This window comes from Mesorhizobium opportunistum WSM2075 (assembly GCF_000176035.2).
Taxonomy (GTDB): domain Bacteria; phylum Pseudomonadota; class Alphaproteobacteria; order Rhizobiales; family Rhizobiaceae; genus Mesorhizobium; species Mesorhizobium opportunistum.
This window is the reverse complement of the sequence record NC_015675.1, coordinates 5,119,089-5,134,224: the sequence shown is the minus strand read 5'-3', so window position 1 is coordinate 5,134,224 and position 15,136 is coordinate 5,119,089. Positions and strand designations below refer to the sequence as shown.

At 63.7% G+C, this 15,136-nt stretch carries 17 protein-coding genes; 8 read left to right on the top strand and 9 right to left on the bottom strand.

What is annotated here, in order from left to right; all coding sequences use genetic code 11:
- Positions 1–2: 2 nt before the first annotated feature.
- The 3 genes from MESOP_RS24830 to MESOP_RS24820 all read left to right on the top strand — a co-directional run bounded on the left by MESOP_RS24830 (position 3) and on the right by MESOP_RS24820 (position 2,566).
- Positions 3–857, top strand: coding sequence for an MBL fold metallo-hydrolase (locus MESOP_RS24830; RefSeq protein WP_041164988.1), 855 nt, complete (start codon positions 3–5; stop codon positions 855–857).
- 112 nt (positions 858–969) lie between these two features.
- Positions 970–1,983 (top strand): fumarylacetoacetate hydrolase family protein, encoded by a 1,014-nt coding sequence (locus tag MESOP_RS24825; protein ID WP_013896081.1) that lies wholly within the window; start codon positions 970–972, stop codon positions 1,981–1,983.
- Positions 1,984–2,005: 22 nt separating this feature from the next.
- Positions 2,006–2,566 carry a DinB family protein gene (locus MESOP_RS24820; RefSeq protein ID WP_013896080.1) on the top strand — a complete coding sequence of 187 codons (561 nt, stop codon included), beginning with the start codon at positions 2,006–2,008 and terminating at the stop codon, positions 2,564–2,566.
- Here MESOP_RS24820 and MESOP_RS24815 read toward each other — a convergent pair.
- From MESOP_RS24815 to hppD, 3 genes are all read right to left on the bottom strand, one after another.
- Complete coding sequence (locus MESOP_RS24815) at positions 2,545–2,919, bottom strand: type II toxin-antitoxin system VapC family toxin (protein WP_013896079.1); 375 nt, start codon at positions 2,917–2,919, stop codon at positions 2,545–2,547. The two genes, MESOP_RS24820 and MESOP_RS24815, sit on opposite strands and share 22 nt — an antisense overlap.
- Positions 2,916–3,143 (bottom strand): type II toxin-antitoxin system Phd/YefM family antitoxin, encoded by a 228-nt coding sequence (locus tag MESOP_RS24810; protein ID WP_013896078.1) that lies wholly within the window; start codon positions 3,141–3,143, stop codon positions 2,916–2,918. Before MESOP_RS24810 ends, MESOP_RS24815 begins: the two co-directional genes overlap by 4 nt.
- 70 nt (positions 3,144–3,213) lie before the next feature.
- On the bottom strand, positions 3,214–4,326 hold the full coding sequence (gene hppD / locus MESOP_RS24805; RefSeq protein ID WP_013896077.1) for a 4-hydroxyphenylpyruvate dioxygenase: 1,113 nt from the start codon (positions 4,324–4,326) through the stop codon (positions 3,214–3,216).
- A 138-nt stretch (positions 4,327–4,464) separates the two neighbouring features.
- Between hppD and MESOP_RS24800 the strand changes: the two genes are divergently transcribed.
- Positions 4,465–4,932 (top strand): Lrp/AsnC family transcriptional regulator, encoded by a 468-nt coding sequence (locus tag MESOP_RS24800; protein ID WP_013896076.1) that lies wholly within the window; start codon positions 4,465–4,467, stop codon positions 4,930–4,932.
- 249 nt (positions 4,933–5,181) lie between these two features.
- Here MESOP_RS24800 and MESOP_RS24795 read toward each other — a convergent pair whose 3' ends face one another.
- From MESOP_RS24795 to aztA, 4 genes are all read right to left on the bottom strand, one after another.
- Positions 5,182–5,520 (bottom strand): protein tyrosine phosphatase family protein, encoded by a 339-nt coding sequence (locus tag MESOP_RS24795; RefSeq protein WP_013896075.1) that lies wholly within the window; start codon positions 5,518–5,520, stop codon positions 5,182–5,184.
- Between the two features lie 152 nt (positions 5,521–5,672).
- A complete protein-coding gene (gene aztC / locus MESOP_RS24790) occupies positions 5,673–6,614 on the bottom strand; it encodes a zinc ABC transporter substrate-binding protein AztC (protein ID WP_013896074.1) in 942 nt (313 codons plus the stop codon).
- Between the two features lie 27 nt (positions 6,615–6,641).
- Positions 6,642–7,517 carry a zinc ABC transporter permease AztB gene (gene aztB, locus MESOP_RS24785; protein ID WP_013896073.1) on the bottom strand — a complete coding sequence of 292 codons (876 nt, stop codon included), beginning with the start codon at positions 7,515–7,517 and terminating at the stop codon, positions 6,642–6,644.
- Positions 7,517–8,335 carry a zinc ABC transporter ATP-binding protein AztA gene (gene aztA / locus MESOP_RS24780; protein ID WP_013896072.1) on the bottom strand — a complete coding sequence of 273 codons (819 nt, stop codon included), beginning with the start codon at positions 8,333–8,335 and terminating at the stop codon, positions 7,517–7,519. Before aztA ends, aztB begins: the two co-directional genes overlap by 1 nt.
- A 224-nt stretch (positions 8,336–8,559) precedes the next feature.
- Here aztA and MESOP_RS24775 point away from each other — a divergent pair, with 224 nt between their 5' ends.
- On the top strand, positions 8,560–8,904 hold the full coding sequence (locus MESOP_RS24775) for a RidA family protein (protein ID WP_013896071.1): 345 nt from the start codon (positions 8,560–8,562) through the stop codon (positions 8,902–8,904).
- Between the two features lie 179 nt (positions 8,905–9,083).
- On the opposite strand, the gene hutC is transcribed toward MESOP_RS24775, so the two are convergent.
- Positions 9,084–9,824 carry a histidine utilization transcriptional repressor HutC gene (gene hutC, locus MESOP_RS24770; RefSeq protein WP_013896070.1) on the bottom strand — a complete coding sequence of 247 codons (741 nt, stop codon included), beginning with the start codon at positions 9,822–9,824 and terminating at the stop codon, positions 9,084–9,086.
- A complete protein-coding gene (locus tag MESOP_RS24765) occupies positions 9,821–11,173 on the bottom strand; it encodes a formimidoylglutamate deiminase (protein WP_013896069.1) in 1,353 nt (450 codons plus the stop codon). Before MESOP_RS24765 ends, hutC begins: the two co-directional genes overlap by 4 nt.
- 100 nt (positions 11,174–11,273) lie before the next feature.
- Here MESOP_RS24765 and hutI point away from each other — a divergent pair, with 100 nt between their 5' ends.
- The 3 genes from hutI to hutG all read left to right on the top strand — a co-directional run bounded on the left by hutI (position 11,274) and on the right by hutG (position 15,119).
- Positions 11,274–12,509: an imidazolonepropionase gene (gene hutI, locus MESOP_RS24760; RefSeq protein ID WP_013896068.1), complete on the top strand. Its 1,236-nt coding sequence runs from the start codon at positions 11,274–11,276 to the stop codon at positions 12,507–12,509.
- The gene (hutH, locus tag MESOP_RS24755; RefSeq protein ID WP_013896067.1) at positions 12,506–14,041 is read left to right on the top strand and encodes a histidine ammonia-lyase; all 1,536 of its coding nucleotides are present in this window, start codon (positions 12,506–12,508) and stop codon (positions 14,039–14,041) included. The genes hutI and hutH overlap by 4 nt, the downstream gene beginning before the upstream one ends.
- Before the next feature lie 262 nt (positions 14,042–14,303).
- Positions 14,304–15,119: an N-formylglutamate deformylase gene (gene hutG, locus MESOP_RS24750; RefSeq protein WP_013896066.1), complete on the top strand. Its 816-nt coding sequence runs from the start codon at positions 14,304–14,306 to the stop codon at positions 15,117–15,119.
- Positions 15,120–15,136 lie beyond the last annotated feature (17 nt).

Sequence of the window (15,136 nt, the reverse complement as noted above, 5' to 3'; positions counted from 1 at the left end):
CAATGCCGGATCGTTTGGTGCTGCTGGGCTCGAAAGGCGGCCCGGCGTTGCGGCCGGGCGGACCGTGGCCGAGTTCGTCGCTGCTTGAGATCGGCGGACGGACCATCGTCGTCGATTGCGGGCTTGGCGTCACGCACGGTCTGGTCGATGCCGGCATCAGCCTGAAGGCACTCGACCTGATCTTCATCACGCACCTGCATTCCGACCATGTGCTGGAACTGGGGCCGCTGATCCACACCGCCTGGACGGCGGGGCTGGCGAGCCCGGTCAGCGTGTTCGGCCCGCCCGGCACCGGCCACTACTGGCATCGCTTCTGCCAGGCGATGGAATTCGACATCGAAATCCGCATCGCCGACGAAGGTCGGCCCGACATTCGCGATCTGGTTTCGATCAATGAATTCGGCGAGGGCCAGGTGCTTAGGCAAAGCGGCCTGAAGGTGACGGCGCTACGCGTCGACCATCCACCGGTGACCGATTGTTTTGCCCTTCGCTTCGATCATGACGGCAAAAGCGTGGTGTTTTCCGCCGACACGGCCTTCTTTCCGCCGCTTGCCGATTTCGCCGAAGGGGCCGACATCCTCGTCCACGAAGCCATGCTGGAAGAGGGGATCGAGCGGCTGGTCGCCCGAACCGGCAACGGCGCGCGGCTCAGGGAACATCTCCTCGCCAGCCACAGCTTTGCCGAGGAGGCCGGGCGCATCGCCAGCGATGCCGGCGTGAAGCGGCTGGTGCTCAACCATCTCATCCCGGCCGATGATGCCGAAATCGGCGATGCCGACTGGGTCGCCGCTGTCAGGAAAACATGGGCCGGCGACTTGACGATCGCCCGCGACGGCCTTGTTGTGGAATTAGCATGATCCCGAACCGAAGGACCGCGTCAGCGAAAAGTGGGAACCGGTTTTCGGAAAAGATCATGCGCAAAATAAACAACCAAAGCGGCGCCAAAGCCGCATCAGGAGAGGGAACCGCATGAAGCTTGCCACATTGAAGGACGGGACGCGTGACGGAAAACTCGTCGTCGTCTCGCGCGACCTGACGCAGTACACCGACGCCTCGTTCCTGGCGCGTACGCTGCAAGCGGCACTCGACGATTGGCGCAGGATCTCACCGCATCTCTCGACCATCGCGGAATCGCTGGAGAACAATGCGATGCCCTCGGCGCGCTTTCACGAGCATGATGCGCATTCGCCGCTGCCGCGCGCCTATCAATGGGCCGATGGCTCCGCCTATGTGAACCATGTCGAACTGGTGCGGAAGGCGCGCGGCGTCGAGATGCCGGCAAGCTTCTGGACCGATCCCCTGATCTACCAGGGCGGCTCGGACTCTTTCATCGCGCCGCGCGATCCGATCCGCATGGCCGACGAAGCCTTCGGCATCGACATGGAGGCGGAGGTCGCCGTCATCATCGACGACGTGCCGATGGGCGCCAGCCTCGACGAAGCGCGCGCCGCGATCCGGCTGGTCGTGCTGGTCAACGACGTGACGCTGCGCGCGCTGACCGGGCCGGAGCTGGCCAAGGGCTTCGGCTTTTTCCAGTCAAAGCCGTCCTCGGCTTTTTCACCCGTTGCGGTGACGCCGGATGAGCTGGGCGACGCCTGGGACGGCGGCAAGGTCAGCCTGCCGCTGCTCGCTGATCTCAACGGCAAACCGTTCGGCCGCGCCAATGCCGGTGTCGACATGACCTTCGATTTTCCGACGCTGATCACCCATGCCGCCAGGACACGGCCGCTGGTGGCCGGCACCATCATCGGCTCCGGCACCGTCTCCAACAAGCTCGACGGCGGAGCAGGCAAGCCTGTCTCGGCGGGCGGTGCCGGCTATTCCTGCATCGCCGAACTGCGCATGATCGAGACCATTGCGTCGGGCGAACCCAAGACGCCATTCCTGCGCTTCGGCGACACGGTACGCATCGAGATGAAGGACAGAGCCGGCCATTCGATCTTCGGCGCGATCGAGCAGAAGGTAGAGAAATACGAGCGATGAGGGCCTACGGGAGATTTCAGCCATGAATCTTCTTGACCATCTGCGCTGCATGGCCGGCAACAATCTCTGGTCGAACGACCGGCTCTACCGAGCCGTGCTCGCGCTCGAGCCCGGCGAATTCGAAGCCGAGCGCACCAGCTTCTTTCCCTCGATCAAGGCGACGCTCAACCATATCCTTGCGGTCGATCTTCTCTATCTCGATTTTCTCGAGGAGGGCGGCATCGGCGCCGCTGCCCATGATGATTACGTGCCCTTCGACGAGCCCAGGGCGCTGTTTGCCGCCCAGCTTGTGGCCGACCGGCGGCTGATCGCTTTCTGCGATGCCCTTTCGGAGGCCGATCTCGACCGCCGCGTCATCACTGACCGACGCGAGGACGGCATGATCCCCGAGCGCATCGGCGACATCCTCGCTCATGTCTTCCTGCACGACATCCATCATCGCGGCCAGGTGCACGCGATGCTGTCCGGCACCTCGGTTGCGCCGCCGCAGCTCGACGAATTCCTGCTCGATTATGATTTGAAGCTGAGGAAAACGGAGGTTGAGCGACTGGGCCTGGATGATCAGACCAACGCGACGTCGTAGCTTGAAAATTGCCGGTCCGCGGTGACCAAGGTCAGGCCTTCAATTTGAGCCTGTGCAACGAGCAGACGATCGAAGGGATCGCGGTGATGAAGCGGCAGATGCTCAAGTCTCGCCGCGTGCAGTTCGTTTATGCCGAGGATCGGAATCCCGTTTGATCGCAGAATGTCCACGACGTCGCCTGTGAGCGTGACTTTGCCGATCGATTTCTTGATCGCGATCTCCGCTACCGAGACGGCGCTGATGATCACTTCCCTGCCTGCGAGAAAGATGTCGCGATGATGGTCCGAAAGACGTGAATCCGCGTTGAGCACCCAAAGCAGAATATGGGTATCGACCAGATATTTGCCGCTCATTTAATGTACTCGTCCCATTCGGGACCGAGTTCGTCAAAATCATCCGATATCCAGACTTTGCCTTTCAAGGCTCCAAGCAAGCGCTGGCTGCCGCCGGGCCGGGCGGGAGCGCTCAAGGTAGCGACAATTTCCCCATGCCGGGTCAGATGGATTTCTTCGCCAGCCTGGGCACGCTTCACCAACTCGGAGAGCTGGGCCTTCGCTTTCGCCATCGGAACGTTCATCGTCAGACTCCTATGACCATAATTTAGGTCATAATCGATTGAGCCGCAAGAACTCCGGTGTCGCCTCGCTCTACTCCGCCGCCTGAACCTTGATCACGCCGCGCTTGATCTGGTCCTGCTCGATCGATTCGAACAGCGCGCGGAAATTGCCTTCGCCAAAGCCTTCGTCGCCCTTCCTCTGGATGAACTCGAAGAAGATCGGGCCGATCACGGTCTTCGAGAAGATCTGCAAGAGAATCTTGGTCATGCCGCCGTCGACCACGCCTTCGCCGTCGATCAGGATGCCGTGCTTCTTCATCCGCTCGATCGGCTCGTCATGGCCGTTCACTCGGTCGTACGACATATTGTAGTAAGTCTCGGGCGGGCCGGGCATGAATTTCAGCCCGTTGTCGGCGAGCTTGTCGGTGGCGGCGTAGATCTCGTCGGTGCCGACGGCGATGTGCTGGATGCCTTCGCCATTGTACTTCTTCAGGTACTCGGCGATCTGGCTGGTCTCGTCCTTGGATTCGTTGAGCGGAATGCGGATCTTGCCGCAGGGCGAGGTGATGGCGCGGCTGACCAGACCGGTGATCTTGCCGTCGATGTCGAAGAAGTGGATCTGCTTGAAGCCGAACAGATTGCGGTAGAAATCCCACCATTTGTCCATCTGGCCGCGATAGACATTGTGGGTCAGGTGGTCGAGGTAATAGAAGCCGACGCCTTGCGGCCGTGGATCGCGCGCGCCGAGCCACTCGAACTCGACGTCATAGGCTGAACCCTTCTTGCCATAGGTGTCGATGAAATAGAGCAGCGAACCGCCAATACCGACGATGGCCGGAACGTCGAGCGCCTTGTCGTCGCCTTCGTAGGGCGTGGCACCTTTGGCAACGGCGTGATCGAAAGCGTGCTTGGCATCCACCACCCGCCACGCCATCGAGGCCGCGCAGGGACCATGCTTGTCGACGAACTTCATGGCGTGCGAACCCGGCTCGGCATTGACGACATAGTTGATGTCGCCCTGGCGCCAGACGGTGACGTCCTTGGTGCGGTGCCTGGCCACCGCCACATAGCCCATGCGGGTGAACAGCTCGGCCAGCTTCTGCGGCTCCGGATGCGCGAATTCGACGAACTCGAAACCATCGGTACCGGCGGGGTTGTCCCTGCTGATCGTGGCGGGCGGGGCGTCGTGCGGAAAGGGACCCATGGCATTCCTCCGAAAGCTGGCTTGGCCTGAAAAGGCCATCTGACGCCATCATAGCGCGGAGCCGGTGCATGGTGCTTGCATTCAAACGCTTGAAATGATCATCTCGTGCGTGAAGCGTGCATGTTGCGGGAGAAAAGCATGGATGAGGCGCGCATTGATCAATTCGACCGCAAGATAATGGCGCTCTTGCAGGGCGACGCCCGGCTGACCAACAACGACCTTTCAGAGCGAGTCAACCTGTCGGCGTCGCAATGCTCGCGCCGTCGCCAGCGGCTGGAGGAAGACGGCTATATCAAGGGCTATCGGGCCGTGCTCGACCGCGACAAGCTCGGCTTCTCGCTGGTCAACGTCATTTCGGTGACCTTGGCCACCCACAACCGCGACAATGCACGGCGTTTCGGCGAATTGGTGGCGCGGCTGCCGGAGGTGCAGGAGGCGCACGCGCTGACCGGCGAGATGGATTACATCCTGAAAGTGGTGACGCCGGATCTCAAATCACTATCGGAGTTCGTCAACGGCGTGCTCCTGCCGCACGAATCCGTGCAGCACGTGAAGACGGCGATCGTTCTCGAGACGCTGAAGGAAACTGGCGCACTGCCGATTTAGTCTGAGCGAATTTCACTTGATACGTCGGAGGGACAGCACCCCCCTCTGGCCTGCCGGCCATCTCCCCCACAAGGGGGGAGATCGGATGTCACTTTCGCTTTCGCAAATTGCCAACGCTGCAGAATGGTGCTGAGCCCAATGCTGCCAATCTCCCCCCTTGCAGGGGAGATGTCCGGCAGGACAGAGGGGGGTGTGAAGGATCACCATCGCTGGAATTTGGCGTTCCTTCATCTGCGATGATGAGACCGTTCAGCCCTTCGACTGCTGGATCAGCCCATAAAGATTGGTGCAGCGCGCACCGGAACGGCAATAGGCGAACACCGGGCCTTCCAATTCGTCCAGCGCCTCGGCCTGATCCTCGACATTCTCGGCGGTGATCTGGCCGCTGATGACGGGAATGTAGCGGAAGGCGAGGCCGGCGGCTTCCACCGCCGCCTTTACCGTGTCGGCCGAAGGCTGGCCGGGCTGCTCGTCATCGGGGCGGTTGCAGATCACGCTCTTGAAGCCGGCTTCCTTGATGGCGGCGGCGTCTTCGGGCTGGATCTGGCCCGAAACCGAATAGTCTTCACTGATCTCGCGGTATTCCATGGCAGCATCCTCGCAATCTGGTCTGGAGGCAGTCTTGCCACCGCCCTGCATGCGCGGCAATCCGCATCGAGAGAATTCTCTGCCAAATAGACATTGTGCGCGGAAAAATCCAACCGGGCCAATGCGACCCGGTTGGATAGCGCTGGCTCGCCTCAGCTGCCGAGGATCGCGCCTTTGATCTGGCGGATGTTGTTGTGCATCATGTCGATATAGGTCGAGGCCGGGCCATCGGGCTGCGACAGCGCGTCCGAATAGAGCGTGCCGCCCACCTTGATGCCGGTTTCATCGGCGATCTGCTCGATCAGGCGCGGATTGGTGATGTTCTCGACGAAGATCGCGGCTGCCTTGTCCTGCTTCACCTGGGTGACCAGCTTGGCGACGTCGGCTGCTGACGGTTCGGAATCGGTCGAGATGCCCTGCGGGGCGAGGAAGGTCAGGCCGTATGCGTGCTCGAAATAGCCGAACGCATCGTGCGAGGTGATGACGACGCGCTTCGCCTCCGGGATCGACTGGATCGCTGTCTTCACTTCGCCTTCCAACGCATCGAGCTTCTTGGTGTAGGTCGCGGCATTGGTCTGGTAGGAGACGCAACCATCGCTGTCGGCCGCGCAGAAGGCCTCGGCGATATTCTTCACATAGATCCTGGCGTTGGCGATCGACTGGAAGGCGTGCGGATCGGTGACCGTCTTGCCGCCGCCGGTGCCGGCGCCTTCGGCGGCGTCCGCGTCGGCGAATTCAGGCTTGAAGTCGATCGGCGTCACCCCCTTGGTCAAGGTGATGATCGAGGCCTTGGTGGCGCTGGCATCGACCAGCCGCTGCAGGAAACCTTCGAAATGCAAGCCGTTGACCAGCACGATATCGGCCTTGGCCATGGCCACAGCATCGGCCGGGCTCGGCTCGTAGACATGGGCGTCCCCATCCGGCCCGACGATGGTGGTGACGTCGATGCGGTCGCCGCCGACATTTTTGGCGAAATCGGCGATGACCGTGAAGCTGGCGACCACTTTCAGCGGTGCCGCGAGGGCCGATGAGGCGCCAAAGGCGGTTAATGTTATAACGCTCATCGCCAGGGCGGCACGGAGTGATTTCAGCATGGTCAAGTCTCCTTTGGGGGGCGGGGATCAGGCCGTTCTGTGACGGTGGTGGATAATGCGGGCGCGCAGGATGCCGCGCGTGCCGAACAGGATCGAGGCGAAATAGACGACGCCGGACGACAGGATGATGGCCGGGCCGGATGGCAGCGAGGCGTGATAGGACAACAGCAGCCCTGCGATGCAGGAGGCAAAGCCGATCAGAACCGCCAGCACGCACATCGGCTCGACGCGCACGGTCCAGAAGCGGGCGGCAGCGGCGGGCAGCATCATCAGCCCGACCGACAGAAGCGTGCCGAGCGCCTGGAAGCCGCCCACCAGATTGAGCACGACGAGGCCGAGGAAGATGAAGTGCACTGGACTGCCCATGCGGCTGACCGAGCGCAGGAACAGCGGATCGAGGCATTCGGCGACCAAAGCCCGCCAGAAAATGGCGAGGCTGACCAGCGTTACCGCGACAATGCCGCCGATCAGTGTCAGCGCCTCGTTGTTGAGCGCCAGCACGGTGCCGAACAGCACATGCATGAGATCGACGCTGGAGCCGCGGATCGACACCATCAGCACGCCGATGGCGAGCGAAATCAAATAGAAGGCCGCCATCGAGGCGTCCTCGCGCTGGATGGTGAAGCGCGAGACCGCACCGGCGCCGAGCGCGACGATGACGCCGGCAATCAGGCCGCCAATCGTCATCGGCAGGATTTCCAGCCCATAAAACAGGAAGCCCGCGGCCGCACCCGGCAGGATGGCATGCGCCATGGCATCGCCGGACAGGCTCATGCGCCGCAGCATCAGGAAAACGCCGACCGGGCAGGCGCCGAGCGATAGCATCAGCGAGCCGACCAGCGCCCGCTGCATGAAGGCGAAATCGGCGAAGGGCGCGATCAAGAGACCATAGAGCATGTCCATCAGGCAGCCCTCGGTCCGGCGCCGTGGTGATGATCATGATCGTGATCGTGGCTATGATGGTCGTGATCGGGCCCATGGGCGTGCTCGTCCGGCTCGCACCAGGGAGCGTTTTCCTCCCAGGCTTCGTGGAAACGGCGTGCGCGCAGAAGATTTTCCGGCTTCAACGTTTCCCTGGTTTCGCCCCAGGCGATGGGCTGGCGGGCCAAAAGCAGCGTTTCGGGGAAATTCTGGCGCACCAGGTCGAGGTCATGGACGACGACCATGATGGTGCGTTCCTCGCCATGCCAACGCTTGATCAGCGCGATCAGGTCGCCAACCGTCTTGGCATCGACGGCGTTGAACGGCTCGTCGAGGAGGATCAGATCGGCGTCCTGCAGCAGCACGCGGGCAAACAGCGTGCGCTGCAACTGTCCGCCCGAAAGCGTGTCGATCGGCCGCTTCTCGAAACCGCCGAGGCCGACCGCCATCAGCGCCCGGCTGACGGAGTCGCGATCTTCCTTGGTGTAGCGGCCGAGCATGCCGCGCTTCGGCCACAGGCCGAGCGAGACCAGATCGACGACGCGCGCCGGGAAGGAGCGATCAAGCTCCGACTGCTGCGGCAGGTAGGCGGCGCGCACGCCGGGCGCCCGGATCACGCTGCCGGCCATCGGCTTCAGAACCCCGACAATGCCCTTCATCAGCGTCGACTTGCCCGAACCATTGGCGCCGACCACGGCCGTCAGCGAGCCCTTGCGGATCGTGCCGTCGAGATGATGGATCGCGGGATGGCTGTTGTAGCCCAGTGTCAGGTCACGGAATGTCAGGCAGGTCTGGGTCATATCGTTCCGTGGGCAGGCCAAATCCGGCTGCATGCAGAGACCGGTTGGATATGTGATGTTATTACATTAGTCAACAAGCCAATCGGGCGGAATTGCGGCCGGCGGCACAACTTGCCGTGAATCCCGTCCCTGGCTGGTCCAAGGGGATTTGGGTCCGGCGGCCTTGCCCGAAGCAAGTCGCGACTCTAAAGAGGCGCGACCGACAAAAGGAAGGAAAACATCCCATGAGCATTCGTCGCATCGATGTAGGCCCGCGCATGACCCAGATCGTCATCCATGGCAACACCGTCTACCTGGCCGGCCAGGTCGGCGAGCCGGGCGGCAACGTTGCCTCGCAGACCCGGGATATCCTGGCGACCATCGACGAGTTGCTGGCCAAGGCCGGCACCGACAAGACCAAGATCCTGCAGGCGATCATCTGGCTGGACGACATGGGCACCTTCGCCGAGATGAATGCGGAATGGGACAAGTGGGTGCCGAAGGGCCACACGCCTGCCCGCGCCACCGGCGAAGCCAAGCTCGCCAGCCCGGAATATCTGGTCGAGATCATCATCACGGCGGCGATTTGAGGCATTGAAACTGCCGATCTCCCCCCTCGTGGGGGAGATGCCTGGCAAGGCAGAGGGGGGCGCTGTCCCGCCGGCCTTCCCGGTTTTTGAGTAAGCTCATGCCAGGCAACATCGAGGGTCGCGCTCTACGGCGCCTCCTCTGTCCTGCCGGACATCTCCCCCACGAGGGGGGAGATCACTCATCCCTGCGGCCTGAACCTTGCCACCAGCGTGTGGCTCTCGGCCGCGTAGGTGAAGCGGACATGGGTGACCGGGTGTTCGGCGCTCCACGTCCGTCGTTCGACCACCAGGCAGGGTGCACCGGCGGCGATGTCGAGCGCCGCCGCGATCTGCCTGTCGGCGGCAACCGCGCGGATGCGGTGCTCGGCCTCGCTCCACGGCACGCGGCCGATCAGCCACGGGCCAGGCGCGACATCGAGAAATTCCTCGTCGGCCGCCCCAGGCACGGCGGCGAGGTTGATCAGCCGCTGTTCATGCGCGAACGGCCGCATGCCGGCGAAATGCCGGCATTCCAGCGACAGCACCGATCCGGCCGCGTCGAGCTCCAGCAGGCCGCGATCCTCTGCGCTGCTGCGCCTTTTGTGCCGCGCCACGCGCTCGTAGCGATAGGGCAGGCCGAGCGCTTCGACTTCGATCCTGATGTCGTGGATTTCCAGCACCGCCGCCTGCGACTGCGGCTGGCGGACGAAACTGCCGGAGCGCCGCCGCCGTTCGATCAGCCCGGCCTTGGCCAGCTGCGACAGTGCCTTGTTCACCGTCATGCGTGAACAGCCATATTGGTCGGTCAGTTCATGCTCGAACGGGATGCGATGGCCGGGCGCCCACGTGCCGGACAGGATCTTCTCGCTGATGTCGGACAGGATGCGCTGGTGGAGTGAGCCGCCGCCGATGTCCGCATCCGCTATTGCGACCGCGTTCATGCTGAAAGTGCTGTCATGACGCTACGAAACCGCGCGGCGATGGCCTCGCGCTTGGCATGCTTGCCGCCACTGACTTGCTTCTGCCCATGCACCCAGACGCAATCGACCTTGCTGCCATTGGAGAAGATCCAGGCATCGAGGATCGCGTCGCCTGTCTTGCCTGCCAGCGAGGGGTTGTCGGCATCGAGCGAGACGAGATCGGCGGCGGCGCCAGTGGCGATCTCGGAGGCGCCGGCGCCAAGCGCGACGCTGCCGCCGTCGAGTGCCGCGTCAAACAGCGCGCGCCCGGTCGAACCGCCTGCCACCGCCAGCACGTTGCGGGCGCGGTGGGCGAGGCGCTGCGAATATTCGAGCTGGCGCAATTCGTCGGGCAGGCCGATCAGCACGTTGGAATCGGAGCCGATGCCGAAGCGACCGCCATGTTCCCGGAACAACGGCGCGGCAAAGGTGCCGTCGCCGAGATTGGCCTCGGTGATGGGGCACAGGCCGGCAACGGCGCCGCTCCTGGCCATACCGATGGTTTCCGCATCGGTCATGTGGGTGGCATGGATCAGGCACCAGCGCCGGTCGACCTCAGCGTTGGCGAGCAAGAATTCGACCGGCCGCGCGCCCGACCAGGCAACACAGTCCTCGACTTCCTTCACCTGCTCGGCGACATGAATGTGGATCGGCCCATCGGGCGCCAGTGCCGCGATGGCCTTGAGTTCTTCGGGCGTCGCGGCGCGCAGGCTGTGCGGTGCGACGCCGACGACAGCTTGATTCAACGCGCGAACCGATTCGCGGCTTTTCTCAACGAGCCGGGAGAACTGATTCACATCGTTGACGAATCGCCGCTGGCCCTCGTTTGGAGCCGCGCCGCCAAAAGACGAATGCGCGTAAAACACCGGCAGCAGCGTCAGGCCGATGCCGGTTTCGCCGGCCGCGGCCGCGATCCGCTCGGCCATCTCGGCAAGATTGGCGTAGGGTTTTCCATCGCGGTCATGATGCAGATAGTGGAATTCGCCGACGCGTGAAAAGCCGGCCTCCAGCATTTCGACATAGAGCTGCGCCGCAACTGCCTCGACCTGGTCGGGCGTCATCGACAGCGCGAAGCGGTACATCACCTCGCGCCAGCTCCAGAAACTGTCGGCGGAAGGGCCGCGGAGCTCGGCAAGCCCCGCCATGCCGCGCTGGAAGGCGTGGCTGTGCAAATTGGGCATGCCGGGCACGAGAATGGAATGGCGCTCGTCGACGGCCGATGCAACGGCTCCGGGCTCGACGGCCGTAATGCGGCCATCGGCGAAAATGATCCGCACATTGTTGTGCCAGCCATCGGGGAGGAGAGCCCGTTCCGCAAGGATCGCTGTCACTTTTTTCTCTCCGCTTCCCTGTCCAGCATGCGATGATAGCACTTGCAGTGCGTTTCGATATGTATATACATAATCGCCGCCGATTGAAACGGAAAAGATGATGGCCGCAGAGAGCAAAAGCCGGGCAGGGGATCTTCGTCTGTGGCGCAATGCGCGCCTGGCGACCATGGCCGAAAGTTCCGCCGGACTTGGTGTCGTCGAACGCGGCGCTGTCGCCGCACGCGATGGCCGCATTGTCTATGCCGGCCCGGAATCGGAGATGCCGGCGGCATTTTTGCAGGGCGCCGAGACCGTCGATTGCGAAGGCCGCTGGATCACGCCGGGCCTGATCGACTGCCACACGCATCTTGTTTATGCCGGCAACCGCGCCAACGAATTCGAGATGCGGCTGGCCGGCGCGACCTATGAGGAAGTCGCCCGGGCCGGCGGCGGTATTGTGTCCTCGGTCAAGTCGCTGCGCGCCGCCAGCGAGGATGAGCTCGTTGCCCAGACGCTGCCGCGCCTCGATGCGCTGATGGCCGAGGGTGTCACGTCGGTCGAAGTCAAATCGGGCTATGGCCTCGATCTCGACAATGAAAAGAAGTCGCTGCGCGCCGCCCGCCGGCTGGGCGGAGAACGGGCGGTGACGATCCGCGCGACCTGTCTGGCTGCGCATGCCCTGCCGCCCGAAGCAAAGGGGGACAAGGACGCTTTTATCGATCTGGTCGCCAGGCAGATTGTTCCGGCGATTGCCGCCGAAGGACTGGCGGATGCGGTCGACGGTTTTTGCGAAGGCATAGCGTTCTCGCCGGAGCAGATGGCGCGCGTTTTCGATGCCGCCAAGGCTTTGGGGCTGCCGGTCAAGCTTCACGCCGATCAACTGTCCAACCTGCACGGCGCCGAACTTGCCGCGCGCTATGGCGCGTTGTCGGCGGATCATCTCGAATACACGGATGAGGACGGCGCTGCCGCGATGGCGAAAGCCGGCACGGTGGCGACCATCCTGCCCGGCGCCTATTACTTCATCCGCGAAACGAAGAAGCCGCCTGTCGACTTGTTCCGCCGCCATGGCGTGAAGATGGCGGTGGCGACGGACAGCAATCCCGGCACGTCGCCGCTCACCTCGCTGTTGCTCACCATGAATATGGCGGCGACGCTCTTCGGCTTGACCGTCGATGAGTGCCTTGCCGGCGTCACCCGCGAGGCCGCGCGAGCGCTTGGTCTTCTCGGCAAGGCCGGCACGCTGGAAGCCGGAAAATCCGCCGACCTGGCGATCTGGGACATCGAGCGCCCCGCCGAACTCGTCTACCGCATGGGCTTCAACCCGCTCCATGCCCGCATCTGGAGAGGACAATGACCGAACTGACCCTGAAGCCCGGCAGTGCGACGCTAGCCGACTGGCGCGCCATCTATCGTGGCGCCGTGCCAAAACTCGACAATGCCTGCCGTCCAAAGATCAAGGCGAGCGCCGAGGCGGTCGCCAGGATCGTTGCCAAGGGTGAGCCCGTCTATGGCATCAACACCGGCTTCGGCAAACTGGCCAGCGTCCGCATCCCGGCCAGCGATCTCGAGACCTTGCAGCGCAACATCGTGCTGTCGCACGCCGCTGGCGTTGGCGAGCCGATGCCGGTTGCCGTGGCCCGGCTGATGATGGCGCTGAAACTTGCCAGCCTGGCGCAGGGCGCCTCTGGCGTCCGCTCCGAGACCATCGAGTTGCTCGAGGCAATGCTCGCCAACGACGTCATCCCGGTGGTGCCGGCGCAAGGCTCGGTCGGCGCCTCCGGCGATCTCGCGCCGCTGTCGCACATGACGGCGGTAATGATCGGCGTCGGCGAATGCTTCACCCCGCATGGCCGCTTTCCGGCCAAGGTCGCCTTCGTCTCGCACGGACTGGAGCCGGTGACATTGGGCGCCAAGGAAGGCCTGGCGCTGCTCAACGGCACGCAGTTCTCGACCGCCTACGCGCTCGCCGCCCTGTTCGAGGCCGAAGTGCTCTACCAGTCGGCGCTGGTTGCCGGCGCGCTCTCGACCGATGCGGCAAGGGGCTCCGACGCGCCCTTCGATCCGCGCATCCATGTGCTGCGAAAGCATCCCGGCCAGATCGAGACGGCGGACGCGCTGCGCAATTTGATGGCCGGCAGCGCTATCAGGGAATCGCACCGTGTCGGCGACGAGCGGGTGCAGGATCCTTACTGCCTGCGCTGCCAGCCGCAGGTCATGGGCGCTGCACTCACCGTGCTGCGTCAGGCCGCCGACACGCTCGGCACCGAGGCCAATGGCGTCACCGACAATCCGCTGATCTTCGCCGAGGACGACACCGCGCTTTCCGGCGGCAATTTCCACGCCGAGCCGGTGGCCTTCGCCGCCGACATGATCGCGCTTGCGGTTTGCGAGATCGGCTCGCTGTCGGAACGCCGCATCGCCATGCTGGTCGACCCCGCGCTGTCCGGCATGCCGGCCTTCCTGACGCCGAAGCCCGGCCTGAACTCCGGCTTCATGATCCCGCAGGTGACGGCGGCCGCGCTCGTTTCGGAAAACAAGCAGAAGGCCTATCCGGCGAGCGTCGATTCCATTCCGACCTCGGCCAACCAGGAAGACCACGTCTCGATGGCCGCGCATGGCGCCCGCCGCCTGATCGGCATGGTCGAGAATGCGACGGCTGTGATCGGCATCGAGTTGCTGGCCGCGGCGCAAGGTTGCGATTTCCATGCTCCGCTGGCCTCGAGCGATGCGCTGGAAGCCGTGCGCAAGCTGGTCCGGGACGAGGTGCCGCATCTCGACAACGACCGCCACTTCCACCCCGACATGGAAAAGGCGATCGCCATGGTGCGCAGCGGCGCCGCGGTGAAGGCGGCAGCGGCGGTGCAACTGCCGGGTATTGCGTCGTGAGACGGCACGCTCTGATAGGCCGAGTTCTGTCGCGCCCCCCTCTGTCCTGCCCGTCCTCCGCAGCAGCTGCGCTGCAGCTGCGGAGGATGGACCGGACATCTCCCCCTCAAGGGGGGAGATCAGCAGCTTCTTTGGCGCCGCCCGTTCTCCCACGCTGGCGATTGGCGAAAGCCGGCGTGACAGCCAATCTCCCCCCAAGAGGGGGAGATGTCCGGCAGGACAGAGGGGGGCGCCATAGAGCTCCAACCTGCGGAGGTTTCGCATGACACCTCCTTGGCTGACAGTAAAACAAGGCACCGCGCCGCTGCTGGTGTCGATCCCGCACACCGGCATCGACCTCGCCGGCCTCGAAAGCCGGCTGGTGTCGCGCTGGCTCGGACGCCGCGACTGCGACTGGTGGATCGACAATCTCTATGATTTCGCCGGCAGCCTCGGCGCCACCGTCGTCCACACCGCGATCTCGCGCACCGTCATCGACGTCAACCGCGATCCGTCCGGCGCTTCGCTCTATCCCGGCCAGGCGACAACAGGCCTTTGCCCGACCGAGACTTTCGATGGCGATCCGCTCTACGGCGAGGGCGAAGAGCCGGGACCGTCGGAGATCGACGAACGGCGCCAGAAGTTCTTCGTACCCTACCATGCCGCCCTGCAGGCCGAGATCGACCGGCTGCGCGGCATGCACGACAAGATCGTCCTCTACGACTGTCATTCGATCCGCTCGGTGCTGCCGCGCCTGTTCGAAGGCACGCTGCCGGTCTTCAATCTCGGCACCAATGATGGCAAGAGCGCCGACCCGGCGCTGCAGGAGAAGGTGGCTGCAATCCTGGCCGAAACCGGCGAGACATGGGTCGTCAACGGCCGCTTCAAAGGCGGCTGGATCACGCGCCATTTTGGCCAGCCGCTGCAGGGCGTCCATGCGCTGCAGATGGAACTCTCCAACCGGGGCTACATGCGCGAGCCCGACGAAAAGGGCACGCCGGAGAACTGGCCGGTCCCTTACGACGCTACCTATGCGGCGCCGATCCGCGCCACGCTGAAGACCATCCTCGAAACCGCGATCGGCTGGGCAACGCGCTGACGCGCCGCCGTCTTGCT

Coding starts and splice junctions, on each gene's coding strand:
- MESOP_RS24810 (WP_013896078.1), bottom strand. CDS start 3,143: ATGAACGTTCCGATGGCGAAAGCGAAGGCCCAGCTCTCCGAGTTGGTG.
- MESOP_RS24830 (WP_041164988.1), top strand. CDS start 3: ATGCCGGATCGTTTGGTGCTGCTGGGCTCGAAAGGCGGCCCGGCGTTG.
- hutC (WP_013896070.1), bottom strand. CDS start 9,824: ATGAACGCGGTCGCAATAGCGGATGCGGACATCGGCGGCGGCTCACTC.
- MESOP_RS24775 (WP_013896071.1), top strand. CDS start 8,560: ATGAGCATTCGTCGCATCGATGTAGGCCCGCGCATGACCCAGATCGTC.
- MESOP_RS24815 (WP_013896079.1), bottom strand. CDS start 2,919: ATGAGCGGCAAATATCTGGTCGATACCCATATTCTGCTTTGGGTGCTC.
- aztA (WP_013896072.1), bottom strand. CDS start 8,335: ATGACCCAGACCTGCCTGACATTCCGTGACCTGACACTGGGCTACAAC.
- hutG (WP_013896066.1), top strand. CDS start 14,304: ATGACACCTCCTTGGCTGACAGTAAAACAAGGCACCGCGCCGCTGCTG.
- MESOP_RS24820 (WP_013896080.1), top strand. CDS start 2,006: ATGAATCTTCTTGACCATCTGCGCTGCATGGCCGGCAACAATCTCTGG.
- MESOP_RS24825 (WP_013896081.1), top strand. CDS start 970: ATGAAGCTTGCCACATTGAAGGACGGGACGCGTGACGGAAAACTCGTC.
- hutI (WP_013896068.1), top strand. CDS start 11,274: ATGGCCGCAGAGAGCAAAAGCCGGGCAGGGGATCTTCGTCTGTGGCGC.
- MESOP_RS24800 (WP_013896076.1), top strand. CDS start 4,465: ATGGATGAGGCGCGCATTGATCAATTCGACCGCAAGATAATGGCGCTC.
- hutH (WP_013896067.1), top strand. CDS start 12,506: ATGACCGAACTGACCCTGAAGCCCGGCAGTGCGACGCTAGCCGACTGG.
- aztC (WP_013896074.1), bottom strand. CDS start 6,614: ATGCTGAAATCACTCCGTGCCGCCCTGGCGATGAGCGTTATAACATTA.
- hppD (WP_013896077.1), bottom strand. CDS start 4,326: ATGGGTCCCTTTCCGCACGACGCCCCGCCCGCCACGATCAGCAGGGAC.
- aztB (WP_013896073.1), bottom strand. CDS start 7,517: ATGGACATGCTCTATGGTCTCTTGATCGCGCCCTTCGCCGATTTCGCC.
- MESOP_RS24795 (WP_013896075.1), bottom strand. CDS start 5,520: ATGGAATACCGCGAGATCAGTGAAGACTATTCGGTTTCGGGCCAGATC.